Consider the following 18,333-nt stretch of genomic DNA (forward strand, 5'->3'; position numbering starts at 1 on the left):
TGTCACCGATATATTTCATGTGCGGACAAATTAAGGGGAAATGTTTGTATGTTTAGCCTTCTCGATTTTATAACTTTGGAGGATAACAATGAAAGTCCGATAAAGGTTATGATATTACGATGGCGGTTCATGGAAGTATATGATAAAATATAATCACAAAAACAAAATAATTTGTGTAGTATGCATAATGAAGGGGCGCGTGCAAAGAAACTGCATAAAAATTATGGCAAGGAGGAAGGTCATGAAAGTGAATGTGCAACAGGTAAACCTTTCCAACGGAAACACGCAAAGGCGAAGGCGGCTGCTCCGCGATATGAAGAGCGCCCGCTATCTATATATGCTTATCATACCTGTAATGATTTACATAGTAATATTTAAATATGGACCCATGTATGGAATCATTATGGCCTTCAAGGATTATAAGATAGGCGATGGCATCTGGGGAAGTGCCTGGGTTGGAGTGAAACATTTCAGGACATTGTTTAATAGCTATGACTTCTATCGGATTCTGCGAAATTCCCTTTTATTGAATGTATACAGTGTAATCTTTCAGTTTCCGGTTCCTATCCTGTTAGCCCTACTGCTCAACGAAGTAAAGTGCAACCGCTTTAAAAAACCAGTGCAAAGCATATTATATTTACCGCACTTCCTTTCCTGGGTCATCTTGGCCGGAATCGTGATTCAGATGCTGTCCCCCAGCACAGGGATTGTCAATGCCATCATTAAATTCTTCGGGGGAGAGCCAATCTATTTTATGTCCAGCAAAGGCTGGTGGCTAGTGGTTTTCATCATCTCAGGAATCTGGAAAGAATCCGGCTGGGGCACAATCATCTATTTGGCGGCTATTTCCGGGGTGGATGCTCAGCTCTACGAAGCGGCACAGATTGATGGAGCTGGAAAACTCCGACAGATATGGCATATTACCATGCCAGCCATCAAGCCCACCATTGTCATATTGTTGGTGATGCGCATGGGAAGCATGATGGATGTGGGCTTCGATCAGATTTATATGTTAAGCAATGATTACGTCCGGGACGTCGCGGATGTGTTCAGCACCTACATCTATCGCATGGGTATTGAGAACATCCGATACAGCTATACGACCGCCATCGGATTGTTCCAATCCATCGTCAACTTGATATTGCTGGCCGGTACCAACTGGGTGGCCCACCGGCTAGGTGAGCAGGGAATCTGGTAGAGGAGGCAGCAAATGGACAAGAGTGTGCGGATCAACCGCAAAAAAAATGCCATTCGGGTATCAAAAGGCGAACGAATTTTCTATATTGTCAACTACTTTATTTTAACGCTGTTGGGAATCACGGCGCTGTATCCGTTTTTGATCACGCTGGCGAACTCCCTGAGCGGAAGCCGTGCAATTCTGGCTGGCGAGGTTGTGCTGTTTCCCGTAGATTTTTCTCTGGAAGCATACTACCAGATTACAACAGCCGCAAAGATTTTTGATACCATGGCGAATACAGTCTACCTGACAATCATTGGGACGCTTCTCAACATGCTGGTCACGATCATGTGCGCGTATCCCCTGTCAAAGAAATATTTTCCGGGTAAAAATTTGTGCGTCACAATTTTGACGATTACCATGTTTTTCGGGGGTGGCCTGATCCCAACCTTCATTCTCATGAAATCGCTGCATTTGATGGATACCTATCTCTGTCTATGGCTGCTGGGATTGTTCAGTATATACAACATGATCATTCTGCGAACTTTTTTCTCTGGTCTGCCTCCAGAGCTGGAGGAATCTGCGAAGATCGACGGGGCCAATGACATCGTGGTGCTGATCCGCATTGCGCTGCCTCTATCCAAGGCTGTCCTCGCTACGCTGACGCTGTTCTACGCCGTTGGCTGGTGGAATTCCTATATGTCGCCGCTTTTGTATATTTCATCGCCTGACAAAGCGGTACTTATGCTAAAGCTTAAGCAGCTATTGGACCAGAGCCAGCTGGCCCAAAATCATCCGGAGGAAATTGGAGTCGTCCGGCCTGTTATAGCGCCGGAATCATTCAAGGCGGCGTCCATCATCGTATCGACAGTTCCGATTTTATGCGTTTATCCATTTCTACAAAAATACTTTGTAAAGGGGGTTATGATTGGATCGATTAAAGGATAAACCGGAAGTCAGAAGCATAAAAATAAAAAAAGGAGAGTAGGATATGAAAAAAAAGTGTATCGCGGCAGTTTTAGTCGGCCTCATATTGAGCACAACCATGGCCGGCTGTAAAGGAAACGGCTCTGAGGTCAGTAAACCCGACGCCAGCTCAACAACGAGTGAATCGAGTCAGGGAGCTGAGTCCACAAGTAACATTAAACCAGGAGAAATCGTGGAGATCTCCATGTCCGTTCTGGATCGAGGTGGCATTCCGGCAGAGCGCGGCACATACACAGACAATGATGCCATCGACTACATGAATGAGCAGATGGAACCCAAAGGCGTCAAGATTAGTACGGTTCCTGTTCCGCGGGCACAGTCGAGAGATAAGCTGAATGCCATGATCGCAGCCGGAACAGCCCCGGATATCATCTGGGAATATAGCCGTCCCTGGATGGATCAGCTTCGAGTGCAGAAGGTCATTCTTCCCATCGAGGATCTGATTGAAAAGTATAGCACTTCCTACAAGGAGTACTATGAGGAGCATAAAGATCTGATGGAGTCCTACCTGCGACTGGAGGATGGCAAGATCTATGCCTTCTCCAGCCTTCGCGCCGCCAACGCGCTGCCAACCGCAGGCGTCTGGTACAGGCAGGATTTGCTGGACGAAGTTGGCGCAGAGGTGCCCTCCACGTTGGAGGAAGTCATCGAAGTCTCCAACAAAGTCAAGGAAAAACATCCGGACATCGTTCCCATAGCGGCCTCCTATTTGCACTATCTGAACATAATCAAGGGAACCTACGGCTACTTCTCCAACGAAATCATGAAGGACGGCGAGCTCATCCATCCAATTTTTTCTGACAACTATAGGGATGCGATGGAGATGGCCCGAAAATTGTACCAAGAAAAAATTACGGACCAGGAGTATCTTGTAGATACCACATCCGCCAGGCAGCAGCAGCTCTGGACGTCCGGCCAGGCGATCTTCTTTTTCAATAGCGCCAACATGCCAGGCGGGACAAAGGAAATGGTGCAGACGGTGGATGGTGCGGACCCATATCCATTGCCGCCACTGGAAAGCCAATATGGGCAATTTATGCTGACGCCCCAGTCCGCCACCCGCTTCTATGTCATGCTCAACAATAAGATCGACGAGAAAAAACAGGAGGCCGCCATCCGCTATATTGACTGGGTCATTGCCGAAGGTTGGAAGGTCATCAACTACGGCTATGAAGGCCAGCAGTACACACTGACAGAGGAGGGGCTGCGCAAATCCATCCCAGGAGCTCCGAAATGGCCTTTTGGTGAGATGGCCCTGTTGACCCAGGAGACCTTCACCTTTGGACAGAGTAAGCTGGGAGAGACGGACGAAAAGTATCAATACCTGTCTGAGCGCAACGACAAAGGCTTGAAAGAGATGATGTCCTATCCTATCCCTACGGGTTTACCCTATGACTATTCGTCCGACGCCTACGCAGAATTTACGGCCAGCTTTAGTCCCAAAATAGAGGAAATTGAAGCGAAGATGGTCAGCGAGGTGGACTACAGCGTGGAAGCGGGGATTAAAGAGCTGCAGAGCATCTATGAGGAACTCGGCGGAGCTGAGATTTGGAAAGAGAAGAACGAGTGGTATCAGGCGAATAAAGAAACTCTCGCCAACTTTGCCGAGAGCTATGATGCCTATAAGAGCTCACTGCTACAGAATTCCGTTTTAGAATGAGGCGATGGACAGGGCTGTGTAAAAACAGTCCTGTCCATATTATAAAGAGACAATAAGGACGTGGAGCCATGGTAAAACTTCTGATTGTGGATGATGAGATACAGATTCGGACTGGAATTCGAGATAGCATCAATTGGAAAGAATTGGAAATTCAGGTTTGCGGCTTGGCCGGCTGTGTGTCCGATGCTCTGGACATGATTGAACTCCAGGCACCGGATATTATTATCATCGATATCTGCATGCCGCAGATAAGCGGTCTTGAGCTTTTGGAGATCACCCACGATCAATATCCGAACATCCGAGTCATTCTGATAAGCGGCTACCGGGAATTTGAAAATGCGCGGGCCGCTGTCAATCTAAATGCCTTTGCCTTTATTGCAAAACCCATCGACATAGAAGAACTCTGTGCCGTCCTGTGCAGAGCCAGGGATGAGATACAGAGCCACCGGGATATGCTGCAAAAGGAAGCCACGATTGCGGCCAAAATGAAGGAGAATCTATCCCTTCTGCGGGATACATTTCTTGTGAACGTAGCCAGTGGAAAATTTGCCAGCGCAGACGAAGCCAAAGCGCGCGCTGCAACACTGGACCTCCGCTTTGACACCGACTGCTTTATGGCGGCGCTGATTGTGCAAGACGGCGGGCAGCAAGAGGAGAAGAGAGAAAATTTGTTTCGAGGGGCGGCGCTGTCCTGGCTGGAACAGGTATTTCCGAGGGAGACCGTCTACTGTTTCAATCTGGCGGAGGGAATCGGGTTTCTCTCCTGCACGCCCCAGGCGAACCGGGAGACGATGGACCGGCAGTTTCATCGTTTGATCTCCTGGCTCAACAAGGAGGCAGGTTTTCATCTCACCATTATTGCTGCCGAAGTATGCCATAGCCTAGAGGAAATTCCCCTGGCTTTCCGCACAATCGGCCAGGCATTGGATTACAAGATGATGATAGGAGGCAATCAGGTCATCTACGCGGAACAACTTGTCAAAGAGATCCACAAGGGAGAGCCAGCCCATATAGATTTTTACAGTGATTTGCTCGGATTTAAAAAAAATTTGATCCTCGCCCTAAAGGATGGAGATTCCTCGAGGGTACAGACCTGTGGGGAGGAGATAGGGACTGCGTTCATACATACTGTGGAGATGTCCATGGCACAAAAACAGAACATTCAGTTTCTTCTTGCCTTTTTTCTCTATCAGATGCAGATAGAAGTAGGGGCCTATTCAGAACATGCGCCGGTGGGGGCTGACGAAATCTATCGGGGCCTCTGCGAGTCAGGCTCGCAGACGGAGCTTAAGAGATTTGTATCAGATTTTTTGGGAGGACTCCAGCAGGAGCTCCATAAGCGAGACCTAAGCCAGCGAAATTTTTTAGTGGAGCGGGCGATGGAGTATATCATGCAGAACCTTCATAAGCCCATTTCCCTTGTGGATGCGGCGGACTGCCTCCACATCCATCCCAGCTATCTTAGCAAAATTTTTAAAGGAGTTACGGAGAAAAGCTTTACCGAATATGTAAGCAATGCCAAAATGAAAGAGGCAAAGCGTCTTCTACAGACGACGACAATGCGGGTCTATGAAATTTCCGAGTTATTAAGTTATCATGACCCGGGGTATTTTATTAAACTGTTTAAGAAGGTCTATGGCGTGTCGCCGGGTGAGTTCCGGCAACTGTGAGAAATGAGGAATGGCCTATGAAGAGACATAAGAGTGTGTTGAAGAGACGGCTGATGTATCTTTTGATCACGATATGCACTCTTTTCAGCGTGATTCTCATTGTGGCGAACACGGCTTATTCCAGGATTGCAGAGTCCAAGGTGATCCAGCGGACACAGCGGAATCTGGCGCAGGCGGCGGGGTATCTGTCCCTTCTCATGGACCAAGCTAGAGAATCCGCCCAGTATATTAGCAAAGCGCAGGAGGTCGTACATTTTGCCAATGCCAAAGTGCCAACCATCTATGAAAAATATATAGCCATGCGGCGCATTGGAAAAGAGATTACACTTATGGCTCAGCTGAATACCAATTTGGATTCGATATTTGTATATTTTGAAGAAGCCGGTTTAATGGCGACCTCCATCTATGGAGATTATCTCGCGGAGACATTGGAGGATACGGAGGTATACAGAGCGCTTGATACCATGCATGAGTATACAGGCAGCGTAAACTTTATCCAGGACGAGCGGATCTGCAAGAAAGGGATTCTCTCCTTCCTCGTCAAAGCGAATTCCTATAACCCAGAGATCCATTCCCCTGTCTACATCATGATTAACTTCGATGAAGAGAAGATCTATAAAATTTTAAAGGATATGGAAAGTTCCACGTCCAGTACGCCGATTTTGCAGGCAGCCAGCGGGGAGGTTTTGTCTGCCCAGGATAAATCCCTGCTTGGTCAGCCCTTCCCGCTCTACGGGGAAGGGGACGATGGATATGAGGAAGAGAGATGGCACAGCCGGAAAGTTCATGTTTTCTATAACAATCAGTATGCAAGTGTATTCCGCCTTCTCTATATCATGGATAGCGGCGATATCCAGTTAGAACAGTCTCTTCTCTCGGGATTTATAGGCGGTGTTCTTTTGCTGTTTATAGGCGCGGGGCTGACCATGCATCACCTGTACTACCACGGCGTATATCATCCCTTAATACGCTTAGTAGCGTTTATGAGAGAGACAGAGAAAGGGGATTTGAGCAAGCGCATCGAGGTAGACCGTGAGGATAAATTTGGCTATTTATATTCCGCATGCAACGAAATGCTTGAAAAGATTGACACCTTAGTTAAAACGACCCACCAACAGGATGAGCTGCGGCGCAGGATGGAGATCCGACAGCTCCAGAAGCAAATCGATCCTCATTTTTTATACAATACACTAGATACGGTCAACTGGATGGCGCGGCGCCATAATGTACCGGAGATCTCCAAGATTGTGTTGAGCCTATCCAAACTATACCAGAATGCTTTTAACAGGGGAAAGCTTCTAGTTTCTTACGGCGAGGCGGTGGAATCCTCAAAATGTTATCTAGATATCCAGAAATATCGTTTTTATGACAAGTTGGAATATCAGATTGAGGTGAACCCGGCCCTAGAGAATTGCCGGATCCTCAATCTGCTGTTACAGTCGGTGGTGGAAAACGCCGTCATCCACGGAATGGACGATATGGAGCGAAAGGTCATGATTCTGATCGAAAACCAGTACGTGGCGGAGGATGACTCCGTTGTGTTTCGAGTCACCGACACTGGAAAAGGTATGAGCGAGGAGAAGCTTGCGCTTCAGATTAAACGTCTGGGCTGCGATGCGCCGGCCTCCAATTCGGGACTGACAAACGTTCAGCGGAGGATAAAGCTATATTATGGCCCGCAGTATGGCCTCTCTATCTACAGCCGGCTGGGCGAAGGCACAAGAGTCGAGATGCATATACCCAGAATGTCCGGAGACCGAAATCCCGCCGCTTGGGAGGACGAGCAATGACACAAAAATATCCTATCATTTCACAAAAAATGCATATTCCCTGGTTTGGCAATCATTTATAATAAAAAAATAACACCGAAAGGAGAAGGATTGGATGATAGAGGATGAGGTGAAGCCGGTCACAGTCGCGCTAGTTGGAATTTCCGGTTATGGCGGAGTTTATATGGACTTTTTCCAACGTGGCGTGGTGGGACCGCAGGAAGGGTGTTTGGTTGCTGTGGCGGACCCTTATGCAGCGGCAAGCCCGCATTATGAGTACTTGCAGCGACAGAGAATACCCATCTATGGGACACTGACCGAACTTTTACAGCGGCATGTCCCTCAGTTGGTGGTACTGGCGACGCCGACTCCACTACACAAGCAGCAGTGCATGGAAGCGCTAAAGGCAGGCTGCGAGGTGCTGTGTGAAAAGCCGCTGGTCCCGCTGCTGGAGGATATTGCCCCCCTGGAAGACGCCATGAAAAGTAGTGGCCACAGGATCGGCGTTGGGTTTCAGTGGAGCTTCTCCAATGTAATGCTGGCGCTAAAACGAGACATTCTAGCTGGACGGTATGGCAGGCTTCGGAGAATGAAGGCCATGGTGTCTTTCCCGAGAGGCAACACCTATTACGCATCCTCCACCTGGAAAGGGCGAGTTCGAGATACGGCGGGCCAGACGGTTATGGATTCCATTGTGACCAATGCGGCGTCCCATTATCTCCACAATTTGTTTTTTCTCCGGGGGGATGACCTGGGCAAGGCGCAGGAGCCGGAAACGGTGGAGGCCGAGTTGTACCGCGCAAAGGCCATTGAAACCTTTGACACCTGCTTTTTAAAAGGGCGTTTTTCCGATGGCAGCGAATATTTGTATATGGCGTCCCACGCCACCACAACGGCCGACAATCCCAAGCTTATGCTGGAATTTGATAAGGGGACGGCGAGTCTCAATGTAGAAACTCAGGATGACTGCCTGCGCATTACAGCGGAGGATGGTACAGTTCATGAATATGGAAACCCCTTCAAGCAGGAAGAAGAAGGACAAAAGCTCAAGACCATGATCCAGTGGGTCAAGGGGGAGACCGCGGTGATCCCCTGTACAGTTTCCACCATCCTTCCCCATCTAAAGGTCTGCAACGCGCTATTCAGCCAGGCGGCCGTAGCTAACTTTCCATCTTCCCTTCTCGAGGAGACCGAGAAGGGGCTGTTCGCGCCGGATCTGTACCGGCAGATGGAAGACTGTTTTCATACCTTTGCCTTGCCATGGGAAGCGGGGCTCCCGTGGAGCGCAGGAAAAGTTGAGATCAAGCTATAGCAGGAGGAAAGAGAATGAGATGGAACCGAACCGAATATATTGACCTGATGACCTTTCATCACCCAGAGAGACCCATGTTCTCAGAGCTATTTGGGCTGCTGATCGGCTTGGATGAGGAGTGGAAGAGGGACGGGGCAACGCCAGAGGAGTTGGCCTTAACGGGATTTTGCTTCGACTATGTGAAAAAAATGTTTGTCGGGACCACGGGGCCGATCCATACCTTTCAGGAGACGGTGATCGCGGAGGACGAGGAAAGCTACCTGGGCCGGGATTATCTGGGACGCACAGTTCGCATGTGCAAAAATACGGCGACGATTCCACTGCCCATGGATTATCCCGTGAAGGATATGGACAGCTGGCTCAAGATCAAGCCCATGTTTGTGTTTGAGGAAAGCCGGGTGGACGAAGATCAGATCCAGAAGGCAATTGCTGCACAGAAGGAAGGGACGTTGATTCTGTGTGAAATCCCCGGTGGCTTTGACATGGCTCGGGAATTGATGGGGGAGGAGAATCTCTGCATCGCTTACTACGAAGACCCAGAGCTCATCGAGGACATCATCGGCACACTGCAAGATACAGCGTTTCAAGTGCTGGACCGGATCAGCTCCCGTCTCGTCATCGACAACCTGTTTGTCCATGAGGATATGGCCGGCAAGTCAGGACCGCTGGTGGGTCCCAACATAGTCCGAGAATTTATTGCGCCCTACTACCGGGCGGTGTGGGACCTCGTTCATTCTCGAGGTTGTAAATTGTTTTCCCAGGATAGCGACGGCAACATGGAGCCAGTTATGGATGCCTTTATCGAAGCGGGTGTCAACGTGTTCTATCCCTGCGAACCGGCATCGGGGATGGATATTGTGGCGCTCCGGCAGAAATATGGAAAGACCGTAGCCTTTAAGGGGGGACTGGATAAGCATGTACTTCGGCGCAGCAAGGAGGAAATCCGGCGAGAGCTGGAGTACAAGATGCAGCCGTGTATGCGGGAAGGCATGGTATTTGCGCTGGATCACCGGATTCCCAATGGGACTCCCCTGGAGAATTATCGATATTATGTCCGGACGGCCCGTGAGATCCTGGGGTTGGAACCCCTTGCGACAGCGGAGCCTGGATGGGAAAGGACGGCCTTTTGAGCATGGATGCAAAACCAGTCGTCAAAGGAAAGGACTTCGTTTTTGCCGCCATGTCGCTGGAGCATGGACATATCTATGACATGTGTAAGGGGTTATGCACGGCGGGCGGTTGTCTGAAGTGGGTCTACGATCCAGATCCGGAAAAGTTGCGGGCATTTACCAGGCGGTTTCCCCAGGTGAAAATTGCCAGGGATGAGGACGAGATCCTTCAGGATACAGAGGTGCGGATGGTGGCGGCAGCCGACGTGCCTGCCAAACGCTGTGCCCTTGGCCTGCGGGTGATGGACAGTGGAAAAGATTATTTTACAGACAAAGCACCTATGACGACGCTGGAGCAGCTGGAGCAAGCCAGAGAGAAGGTCAAGGAGACGGGCCGGATGTACGCTGTCTTCTACAGCGAGCGCGTTGGCACGGAGAGCGGCGTCTATGCGGGACAATTGATTGAGGCGGGCGCCATTGGCAAGGTGATCCAGGTCATTGGGATGGGACCGCACCGCCTGGGCGCTCTTCCCCGGCCAGACTGGTTTTATGACAGGGAGCTGGCGGGGGGAATCCTCTGTGATATCGGGAGCCACCAGGTGGAACAGTTCCTCTTTTATTCAGGAGCGAAGGATGCGACTGTCACCCGCAGTCAAGTTGGAAATTTCGGACATCCTGAGCATCCTGGCCTGGAGGATTTTGGGGATTGTATGCTGCTTGGCGACAACGGAAGCACAAATTATTTTCGGGTGGATTGGTTTACGCCGGATGGTCTCGGCACATGGGGGGACGGACGGACTTTCATCCTGGGGACGGACGGGTATATAGAGCTTCGCAAGTTTATCAACGTAGGCGTGGACCCATCGGGTGAGCATGTCTTTCTGGTGGATCACCATGGAGAACGGCATATTCCGGTGGCGGGGACGGTGGGATGTCCATATTTCGGGGAGTTGATTTTGGATAGCCTCAACCGCACAGAGAACGCCATGTCACAGGAACATGCGTTTAAGGCGGCTCAGATCTGCTTGATTGCCCAGAGAGAGGCGGTCAGAATAGGCAATGGATAGGAAAAAGGCGCTGTCAATAAGAAAGCATGCGATTCTTATTGGCAACGCCTTGATTGCTCTATAGAAGATTCCAGCATCAGACCGGATGTTACCAGCGCTCCGCCATGGAATAGATCATGGCTTCCGTTTCAGTCCAGCCAAGACACGCGTCGGTAATGGATTTTCCATAGATCCGGTGCTCGTCGATCTTCTGAGCGCCTGGCTCCAGATAACTCTCCACCATAAATCCTTTGATCATCTTGCGGAGAAGCGGTTCATAATTCATACTGTGCAGCACCTCCGATGCGATGCGGGGCTGCTGTTCATACTGTTTTGCTGAGTTGTTGTGGTTCGTGTCCACGATGATTCCAGGGTTGGCAAACCCTTTTCCATCATATTCTTGGGCTACAAATAGGAGATCCTCATAGTGATAATTGGGAAGATTGCGGCCGCGCTCGTCAATACCGCCGCGGAGAATGGCATGAGTGAAAGGATTTCCTCCGGTTTTGACCTCCCAGTTTTGATAGATAAAGTCATGCCCGTGCTGAGCCGCGTAGATGGCATTAAACATAACGCTCACATCGCCGCCGGTGCCATTTTTCATACCGACAGGCACATCCAGGCCGCTGCACGTGAGCCGGTGCTGCTGGTTCTCCACGGATCGAGCCCCGATGGCCACATAGCCCAGGACATCATCTAAAAAGGCATAGTTTCCGGGATAGAGCATCTCGTCAGCGGCGACGAAATCGGTATTGCTCAGCACCCGTATGTGCATGTGTCGAATGGCCTTCATTCCCTCAAAGGCGTTGGGCTTCTCCGTCGGGTCGGGCTGATGCATCATTCCCTTATAGCCCTCCCCTGTGGTTCTGGGCTTGTTCGTATAAACCCGGGGAACAATAAAGATCGTATCCTTTACCTTCTCCTGCACGGCGGCCAGGCGGTCAATGTATTCACAGACCGAATCTTCATTGTCGGCGGAACACGGGCCGATGATCAGAAGCAAGCGGTCCAGCTCTCCTGATAAAATTTTTTTCATATCATCCACCCGCTGTTTATGCCGTTTGGCGGCGGCGTCGCTGATGGGAAGCAACTCTTTTAGATGTGCCGCGGACGGCAACTGGCGTTCATATGTGAAACTCATGAAAAACCCTCCTGCAATCTTAAATGTACCCTATTTTTTGTCAATGGTATCATTATATCGCATTTTAGGAGAAAAAACAATGGTAAAATAGGAAATATATTTGATATTGTAATCAAATACTTTATGAACTTTAATCAGGCGTTTGCAAATTCTTTTCTTGTCATGTATACTAGAGGAAAACCGCATTTGATATTGGAGGGGCTTGTTATGTCGCAAGTTTGTACATGTTGCAATCAGGCTATGGAATTTATGCGCAGGATTGACTTTCCCATTGAAGCGCAGGCGTATTTTCAAGGACTCATGAAAAGGTTAGAGGCATTGCCCTCTCTTCAAACGCGGTTGGAACAGATCGTTCAGAGATTTTTTGACCATAGGGAGTCCACGATTGCATCGTTGGTTCCTGAACTAGACGCGCTGGCCGAGGCGGCGGAGGCGAATAGATTTAGTATCCATATGTTATTTTTGCTCTATGGAGCAGAGCCTCTGAAAGTTCTATACCGGCAGAAGAACATGCCGGAGGATATTTACTGGAATACCTGCCAGGATCTGCGGTATAAACTATTGGAGTGCCGTCAGGTCAAAGGAATCTGGGGGACCGTCACCATCCGCTGGTTTGAGGGATTTTATCGCATGGAGCGGTTTGCCCTCGGGAGAATGCAGTACGGCATCACCACATTTCCCGTAGATGAGTTTACAAAGGCAGGCGTGACAGTGCGGAAAGGCGATATTTGTCACGATATGCACATCCCATCGTCCGGTCCCCTCACTTGGGAAAAGCGGCTGGATTCCTATAAGAGGGCCTATGCTTTTTTCCAGGATGAACTCCACGGAAAGCCGTTGGTGATCACGTGCCACTCCTGGCTGCTCTATCCAGACAATGCCCAGATCTTTCCCCAGGGTTCCAACATGCTGGACTTTATGAAGGACTTTACCATCCTGGAACACAGGGATTACGAAGGATTCCCCGAGGCGTGCCGTGTGTTTGGGAGAGATTGGACTGGCCCTCTCAATGAGCTACCGGATGAAACGAGGTTGCAGCGCAACATTATCCGCTGGCTGAAACAGGGACGCCCTATGGGTGATGGATTTGGCGTTATTTTGTTTGACGGTGAGAAGATTCTATAGATTCTCATATGCGGTGCGGAGGCGCAGGGCCGCTTCCGTAAGCGCATCTTCCTCTAGACCCGCGTATCCCAGCACGAGAGTGGACGGAGGACAGCCGTCTCCGTGATAGTATTCGGACAGACCATGAACGCGGACATCGGCCTCCTTTGCCAGGCGAATCAGCGTATCCTCCGATTGTCCCTTGACTGTGAGAAGAAAATGAAGGCCGGCCTCCAGCCCTTGGATGGAGGCATTTTTCATGCCTCCAAGGATCTGTAAGATCGCCGATACTTTATGGCGGTATAGGTTCCCAACCCGCCGCAGATGCCGGCTGTACAGACCCTGATCCATAAATCGCCGCAGGACCTGCTGCTCGAAGCGGGAGACAGTGGAGGAGGAGTACCAGAAGCGCTGGCGGTATTGCGCCAGAAGCGCTGGCGGCAAAACAAGATAGGCGATACGGATGGAAGGCGCGATGCTGCGGCTGAACGTTCCGATGTAGATGACGCGGCCGTTTTTGTCCAGTCCCTGCATGGCGGGGATTGGCCGGGAGGTATATCGAAATTCGCTGTCATAATCGTCCTCAATAATATAGCGGTCCGGTCGCCGGTCTGCCCATTGCAGAAGCTCCATCCGCCGGCCCACCGGCATGGTAACGCCCATGGGGAATTGGTGGGATGGGGTGACATACGCCACATCGGCATTGGATTCCGTTAGGACGTCCAGGCACATCCCTTTCTCGTCCACGGGGATCATTTTAAAATGCCGCCCATTGTTGACCACGGTTCGATAGGTGGTGTGATAGCCAGGGTTCTCAAGCGCTATGGTGTGCTGAGGTTCGATCAGTTGGAGCAGCAGATCCAGCAGATATTCGACTCCAGCGCCTATGATGATTTGTTCCGGCGTGGCGGATACGCCGCGATATTGGCGCAAAAAATTGCAGAGGCTACTGCGAAGGGATTCGTCGCCCTGGCAAGGACCTCGCTGGAGAAGCTCTGGATTCTGATAGACAACTTCCTTTGTAATTTTTGCCCAGGAGGCGTAGGGAAAGACAGATGTATCCACATCGCTGGTGGAAAAGGAATATTGGCAACCAGGACTTGAAGGGGGAGACGAGGAAAGTACAGGATCGGGCGGCTTTGGCTTTGCTTCCAGTTGAGCCACGTGGCATGCCCGATATCCGCTGCGGGGGATAGAGCGGATGTATCCTTCCGCCATGAGAAGCCCGTAGGCAGTCTCAACGGTGCTGAGACTGACTCCAAGGCAGGCGCAGAGATTGCGTTTGGATGGCAATGTCTCATCCTCCGCGATGTGTCCATTCTGGATTTCCGCTGCGATTAACCGGTACAGCTGTTCATATAAGGGAACACGGCTTTGAAAATCCAATTTGGCGGTGAAGCCAGTCATACAATCTCCTCCTTCTGACCTGATAAATTATGTCAAAACTGGGTATTTTACTAGGGCCAGATTTGCCTATAATTATAGAGGTACGGAAAGCAAAATGCAAGTGATTTTTTCTAATGAGGGGGAGTCAAGATGAAACGAAACAATACACTTCGGTATGTGGTGGTGGCGGCATTGTTTGCCGCTCTGATCACCATTATGACCGCGTATATCTGCCATATTCCCGTGGGCGTGAATGGGGGATATGTCCACTTTGGGGATGCGCTGATCTACTTGGCCGCCAGCATACTGCCGGCACCCTATGCCATAGCGGCGGCGGCCATCGGAGGGGGGCTGGCCGATCTTCTCACGGCGCCGGCCTGGGCTTTGGCCACGGTGATCATCAAAGCCGCCATTGCGCTGCCCTTTACCTCCAAAGGCGACAGACTTGTCAACAAGCGCAATGTCGTCGCCATTTTTGTGTCCGGCATCATAACGACGCTGGGATATTACCTCGCGGAGAGCATTATGTTTGGAAGCTGGGCGGCCTTCCTCATGTCAATCTCGGGAAGCCTCATTCAAGCGGGCGGCAGTGCAGTCATCTACTTGGTCCTGGCGGCGGCCCTGGATAGGGCGCATGTCAAAAGCCGGTTTCTGCCCTGGGCAGCCAACGGGTGAAGGGAAAGGCAGCAGCGCGAACTTTTGGATGCAAAAACCACATACAGGACCGTCGAGAATCGCTTGCAGCGCGTTCTCGGATTTTTCAATCTCCAGCCATTTATTGTGGCTGGAGATATTTTTATCTTTAGGGAGGTCCGCTGGAAGGCGGGTTCAATCTGAAGAACCGGAGGTTCTTGTCCATACAGGCATTGTGATAGAGAGTTTCCTCCGTATGGATATTTGGAATTCTGCGTTTTGTAATTTTATTTTGAAATGTTTGTAGAGCTTTGACGCGTTGGATGCTTGATTCGTAATAGTATTGGATGATATTTCATGGTGCTCTTGCGCCGGTTGGCATTTTGATTTTGTCTATTGTGCTTGTTAAAAGGTAAAAAATATGACAAAATAATGCAAAATGACTATAAAATGGCATTATTTTGACTTAAAATGGCATGATTTTAGGTGCTTTTGCTTAGAAAGATATGGTAAAATATATATTATAAAAATATTAATATCTATTGAGAGGGAGTAGGCTGAATTTGTACCTGCGCGAAAAGCAGTTAATTGCAGTCGCAAAATTGCAATTTGCGACGTGTGACGCCACGCAATCGCGCTCGAGAATGGAGGAGTACTATGCATATGTTTACAGTAAAAGATCATAGAAAATGGACCGTTTTCCTTGTAACATTCCTTGTGAGCCTGCTCGCCTGCGTTTCCTGCGGTTCTGGAGAGGGTGGGTCATCCAGCCCAGAATCACGAAATTCAGGGGAGTCAACAGGCGCAGAAAGCAGCCAATCCAGTCCAGACAATTCAAACAAAACCAAGCTGGTGTATCTGATTCCCAGCAGGAATGAGCTGGATGAGAGCACGGTCGAGGGGATTAACGAGGCTCTTGATCAGCAGGGGGCACCATATTTCATTGAGTTTCAAGCGCTGTCATGGTCGGACTCGGATCCCTCCATATACGGCGCTGAGGTGAGGGAGCATATGGGAAGTGCGGATCTTCTTTTTACTGGCTGGCCCGGCAGCGACTATCCTGCGTTGGCTCGGGAAAACCGGCTGCTCTGTCTGGACGAGTATCTGACTTCGGAGGAGGGGAAGCGCTTGTATGAATCCCTTCCTGCGGATAATTGGTATGCCATCACCATCGGGGAGTCGGTATACGGTGTAACAGGATATCCCTATGCAGCCAATACGCCGCCAAGCTATACGGCAAATCAGGAGCTTATGGAAAAATATAAGATTTCGGAGGCTGATCTGAGCAAGCCGCTATACGAGCTGGAGGATGTGATCCGAAGAGTGTACGAAGGCGAGAGGGGGAGGGATGGGTTTGCCCCAGTCCGTGTCTCTCGTTCCGCCTGCGATCGATTTTGCGGAGAATATTATATCTCTTCCAGTGTCACGCTAAATGAAGAGACAGGAGAAGCACATCTTTTACTTGAGAATTTGGAATATGTGAAATGGCTGGAAGCCCTTTTTGACTTTTATAGAAAAGGCTATGTAGACGGATCGGATCACGGTGTTATTGAAGATCAATTTCAGTGTGCACTTTAGCACAAATATACCCACCGAACTAGCGGCCGATGGCAGATACGAAATCAATGGAGATGTAAGCGGAAAAGCCAAGGATATTGCAGTGGAGGGATATACTGGCTACAGCGGCAAACTCTATTTCGCCACGGCGGTGTCGGCTGAGACGGCCAACCAAGAGTATGCGCTGGACTTTTTGACAAGGCTGTTCACGGATTCGCATCTAACCAATCTGATGATTCTCGGGGCAGGATACGAGAGTGAGTTGGACAGCGACGGGAGGCGAAACCCTGGAACTTTGGCTGACAATTATATGGCGTATGGAAACTATTATATATCGGCGCCGAGTCACTATGACTATGTGGATATGAAAGACAAATACTTTGAATTCCACAACAGTCTGAAAAGGTCAAGCTTTACAGGTTTTTGTTTTGATTCTATGCCAGTGGAGGAACAAATGGACAGTGCTGATCTAGTGTTTTCCGCGTTTCTCGGAGAGCTGTTCAGCACGGACCAGGATTTCGACACCTATCTTGCCGAGTGCCGCCAACAGCTGCTGGAAGCAGGGGCGCAGGAAGTCATAGAGGAGGCCAACCGGCAGTTTGATGCGTTTAAGACGGGAAATGGATCATGAGAGAGATGCCCTGTACCTGGTACTGTCCCCACGACGGGACGGGCATAGATGAAGAAGTCTGAGTATTCGAAGGGGGAGTTTGGTCGTTACATTCTGCTCAACCAAGCGGAGTGATACGATATAGTGAAGGTGTCGCATAAAAAGACAAAGGGGGATTATGATGAAAAAGGTTGTGAAGGTAATTTCGTTGGTTTTGCTCATGGTGGCGGTTAGTACGAGCACAGTTGCCGCTTTGCCAAGTTCGGTTACGAGAACATACGATTCGTGTACCGTTACATTATCGCTTAGCGTTTTGAGTTGGAGTTATTCTTCCGTTTCGTGTTATAAGGACGGCTCGTCTGGGGTGATTAATTTGGAGTCGTTTATAACGCGATATTCTAAACTGGAGAAACCAACCGATACAAAGACGGATTATCAGTACGGTGGAACTGGAATTGGTCTTGTCTCAAAAAGATTTGATGTGCCGGAGGGGTATCAAGTCATACAAGCCAATGCGACAGCTTCGGTTTCCAATTTAGCCTTTCATGAATCGGTGGAGTGGAAAATTAATGCAATCAATAATTAGCTACAGGGTGCTGTAACAATAGGGAAGCGCGACACCTTTACTTAAAGAATCAAGGGGGAATACAAGTGCTTATGGTTACAAAAAAAACATGGACCCTGTTCTTTGTGGTTTTATTTGGAAGTTTGCTCCTGTGCGTCTCCTGTTCTTCCGGCGAACGCGGTTCACAGGGATCGGGATCTTTGAACCCAACGGGAGCAGAAAGCAGTCAGTCAAGCCCGGATTATTCAGACAAGACAAAGCTGGTGTATCTAGTCCCGGAGGGATATAAGCATGGAGAAAAAACGGTCAATGCCATCAACGAATATCTTGACGGGGAAGGTGCGCCCTATTACATTGAATTCCAAGGGCTGCCAGACTCGGACACGTCCGCATACGAAACCGTGGTGAAAGCACATGTCAAGAGCGCCGATCTACTTTTTACCGGCCGGTCAGGTACAGGCTATGTAGAGTTGACCGGGGAGGACGCGTTGTTATGTCTGGACGAGTATCTGGCCTCAGAGGAAGGGAGGCGCTTGTATGAGTCCCTTCCCGCGGATAACTGGTATGCGGTGACCATCGGGGATTCCATATATGGTGTGACGGGATA

At 49.7% G+C, this 18,333-nt stretch carries 16 protein-coding genes; 14 read left to right on the forward strand and 2 right to left on the reverse strand.

Annotation, left to right across the window (positions count from 1 at the left end; all coding sequences use genetic code 11):
• Positions 1-241 precede the first annotated feature (241 nt).
• The 8 genes from H8730_RS13470 (at position 242) to H8730_RS13505 (ending at position 10,751) form a co-directional block, all read left to right on the forward strand.
• Positions 242-1,198, forward strand: a complete 957-nt coding sequence (locus H8730_RS13470; RefSeq protein WP_177714193.1) for an ABC transporter permease — start codon at positions 242-244, stop codon at positions 1,196-1,198.
• Positions 1,199-1,210: 12 nt separating this feature from the next.
• The gene (locus H8730_RS13475; RefSeq protein ID WP_177714192.1) at positions 1,211-2,125 is read left to right on the forward strand and encodes a carbohydrate ABC transporter permease; all 915 of its coding nucleotides are present in this window, start codon (positions 1,211-1,213) and stop codon (positions 2,123-2,125) included.
• A 43-nt stretch (positions 2,126-2,168) separates the two neighbouring features.
• Positions 2,169-3,824, forward strand: coding sequence for an extracellular solute-binding protein (locus H8730_RS13480; RefSeq protein ID WP_177714191.1), 1,656 nt, complete (start codon positions 2,169-2,171; stop codon positions 3,822-3,824).
• A 68-nt stretch (positions 3,825-3,892) separates the two neighbouring features.
• A complete protein-coding gene (locus tag H8730_RS13485) occupies positions 3,893-5,494 on the forward strand; it encodes a response regulator transcription factor (RefSeq protein ID WP_177714190.1) in 1,602 nt (533 codons plus the stop codon).
• A gap of 17 nt (positions 5,495-5,511) precedes the next feature.
• Positions 5,512-7,284, forward strand: coding sequence for a sensor histidine kinase (locus H8730_RS13490; RefSeq protein WP_249289948.1), 1,773 nt, complete (start codon positions 5,512-5,514; stop codon positions 7,282-7,284).
• Positions 7,285-7,378: 94 nt separating this feature from the next.
• Complete coding sequence (locus H8730_RS13495) at positions 7,379-8,575, forward strand: Gfo/Idh/MocA family protein (protein ID WP_249289950.1); 1,197 nt, start codon at positions 7,379-7,381, stop codon at positions 8,573-8,575.
• Between the two features lie 14 nt (positions 8,576-8,589).
• Positions 8,590-9,705, forward strand: a complete 1,116-nt coding sequence (locus tag H8730_RS13500) for a uroporphyrinogen decarboxylase family protein (RefSeq protein WP_177714187.1) — start codon at positions 8,590-8,592, stop codon at positions 9,703-9,705.
• A gap of 2 nt (positions 9,706-9,707) precedes the next feature.
• Positions 9,708-10,751, forward strand: a complete 1,044-nt coding sequence (locus tag H8730_RS13505; protein ID WP_249289952.1) for a Gfo/Idh/MocA family protein — start codon at positions 9,708-9,710, stop codon at positions 10,749-10,751.
• Positions 10,752-10,839: 88 nt separating this feature from the next.
• Here H8730_RS13505 and H8730_RS13510 read toward each other — a convergent pair whose 3' ends face one another.
• Positions 10,840-11,871 (reverse strand): 3-deoxy-7-phosphoheptulonate synthase, encoded by a 1,032-nt coding sequence (locus tag H8730_RS13510; RefSeq protein WP_177714185.1) that lies wholly within the window; start codon positions 11,869-11,871, stop codon positions 10,840-10,842.
• A gap of 207 nt (positions 11,872-12,078) precedes the next feature.
• On the opposite strand from H8730_RS13510, the gene H8730_RS13515 reads away from it, so the two are divergent.
• Positions 12,079-12,996: an acyltransferase domain-containing protein gene (locus tag H8730_RS13515; RefSeq protein ID WP_177714184.1), complete on the forward strand. Its 918-nt coding sequence runs from the start codon at positions 12,079-12,081 to the stop codon at positions 12,994-12,996.
• Here the strand turns inward: H8730_RS13515 and pdxR are convergent.
• Positions 12,991-14,382, reverse strand: coding sequence for a MocR-like pyridoxine biosynthesis transcription factor PdxR (pdxR, locus tag H8730_RS13520; RefSeq protein WP_249289954.1), 1,392 nt, complete (start codon positions 14,380-14,382; stop codon positions 12,991-12,993). The genes H8730_RS13515 and pdxR overlap by 6 nt on opposite strands.
• Positions 14,383-14,511: 129 nt before the next feature.
• Between pdxR and H8730_RS13525 the strand changes: the two genes are divergently transcribed.
• The 5 genes from H8730_RS13525 to H8730_RS13545 form a co-directional block, all read left to right on the forward strand.
• Entirely contained in the window at positions 14,512-15,036 is a 525-nt protein-coding gene (locus H8730_RS13525) for a TIGR04002 family protein (RefSeq protein WP_177714182.1), read from the forward strand.
• A 621-nt stretch (positions 15,037-15,657) separates the two neighbouring features.
• Positions 15,658-16,572, forward strand: coding sequence for a hypothetical protein (locus tag H8730_RS13530; RefSeq protein WP_177714181.1), 915 nt, complete (start codon positions 15,658-15,660; stop codon positions 16,570-16,572).
• Complete coding sequence (locus H8730_RS17935; protein ID WP_177714180.1) at positions 16,562-17,182, forward strand: DUF3502 domain-containing protein; 621 nt, start codon at positions 16,562-16,564, stop codon at positions 17,180-17,182. The genes H8730_RS13530 and H8730_RS17935 overlap by 11 nt, the downstream gene beginning before the upstream one ends.
• Before the next feature lie 160 nt (positions 17,183-17,342).
• Entirely contained in the window at positions 17,343-17,747 is a 405-nt protein-coding gene (locus tag H8730_RS13540) for a hypothetical protein (protein ID WP_249289955.1), read from the forward strand.
• A 71-nt stretch (positions 17,748-17,818) separates the two neighbouring features.
• Positions 17,819-18,333: hypothetical protein (locus H8730_RS13545; protein WP_249289958.1), on the forward strand; the 515-nt coding region annotated here is incomplete at its 3' end.

This window comes from Bianquea renquensis, from assembly GCF_014384895.1.
Lineage (GTDB): Bacteria > Bacillota > Clostridia > Lachnospirales > Bianqueaceae > Bianquea > Bianquea renquensis.

Excerpts from the sequence above, each read along its gene's own strand:
- H8730_RS13470 (WP_177714193.1), top strand. The coding sequence starts at position 242 with ATGAAAGTGAATGTGCAACAGGTAAACCTTTCCAACGGAAACACGCAA.
- H8730_RS13475 (WP_177714192.1), top strand. The coding sequence starts at position 1,211 with ATGGACAAGAGTGTGCGGATCAACCGCAAAAAAAATGCCATTCGGGTA.
- H8730_RS13480 (WP_177714191.1), top strand. The coding sequence starts at position 2,169 with ATGAAAAAAAAGTGTATCGCGGCAGTTTTAGTCGGCCTCATATTGAGC.
- H8730_RS13485 (WP_177714190.1), top strand. The coding sequence starts at position 3,893 with ATGGTAAAACTTCTGATTGTGGATGATGAGATACAGATTCGGACTGGA.
- H8730_RS13490 (WP_249289948.1), top strand. The coding sequence starts at position 5,512 with ATGAAGAGACATAAGAGTGTGTTGAAGAGACGGCTGATGTATCTTTTG.
- H8730_RS13495 (WP_249289950.1), top strand. The coding sequence starts at position 7,379 with ATGATAGAGGATGAGGTGAAGCCGGTCACAGTCGCGCTAGTTGGAATT.
- H8730_RS13500 (WP_177714187.1), top strand. The coding sequence starts at position 8,590 with ATGAGATGGAACCGAACCGAATATATTGACCTGATGACCTTTCATCAC.
- H8730_RS13505 (WP_249289952.1), top strand. The coding sequence starts at position 9,708 with ATGGATGCAAAACCAGTCGTCAAAGGAAAGGACTTCGTTTTTGCCGCC.
- H8730_RS13510 (WP_177714185.1), bottom strand. The coding sequence starts at position 11,871 with ATGAGTTTCACATATGAACGCCAGTTGCCGTCCGCGGCACATCTAAAA.
- H8730_RS13515 (WP_177714184.1), top strand. The coding sequence starts at position 12,079 with ATGTCGCAAGTTTGTACATGTTGCAATCAGGCTATGGAATTTATGCGC.
- pdxR (WP_249289954.1), bottom strand. The coding sequence starts at position 14,382 with ATGACTGGCTTCACCGCCAAATTGGATTTTCAAAGCCGTGTTCCCTTA.
- H8730_RS13525 (WP_177714182.1), top strand. The coding sequence starts at position 14,512 with ATGAAACGAAACAATACACTTCGGTATGTGGTGGTGGCGGCATTGTTT.
- H8730_RS13530 (WP_177714181.1), top strand. The coding sequence starts at position 15,658 with ATGTTTACAGTAAAAGATCATAGAAAATGGACCGTTTTCCTTGTAACA.
- H8730_RS13540 (WP_249289955.1), top strand. The coding sequence starts at position 17,343 with ATGAAAAAGGTTGTGAAGGTAATTTCGTTGGTTTTGCTCATGGTGGCG.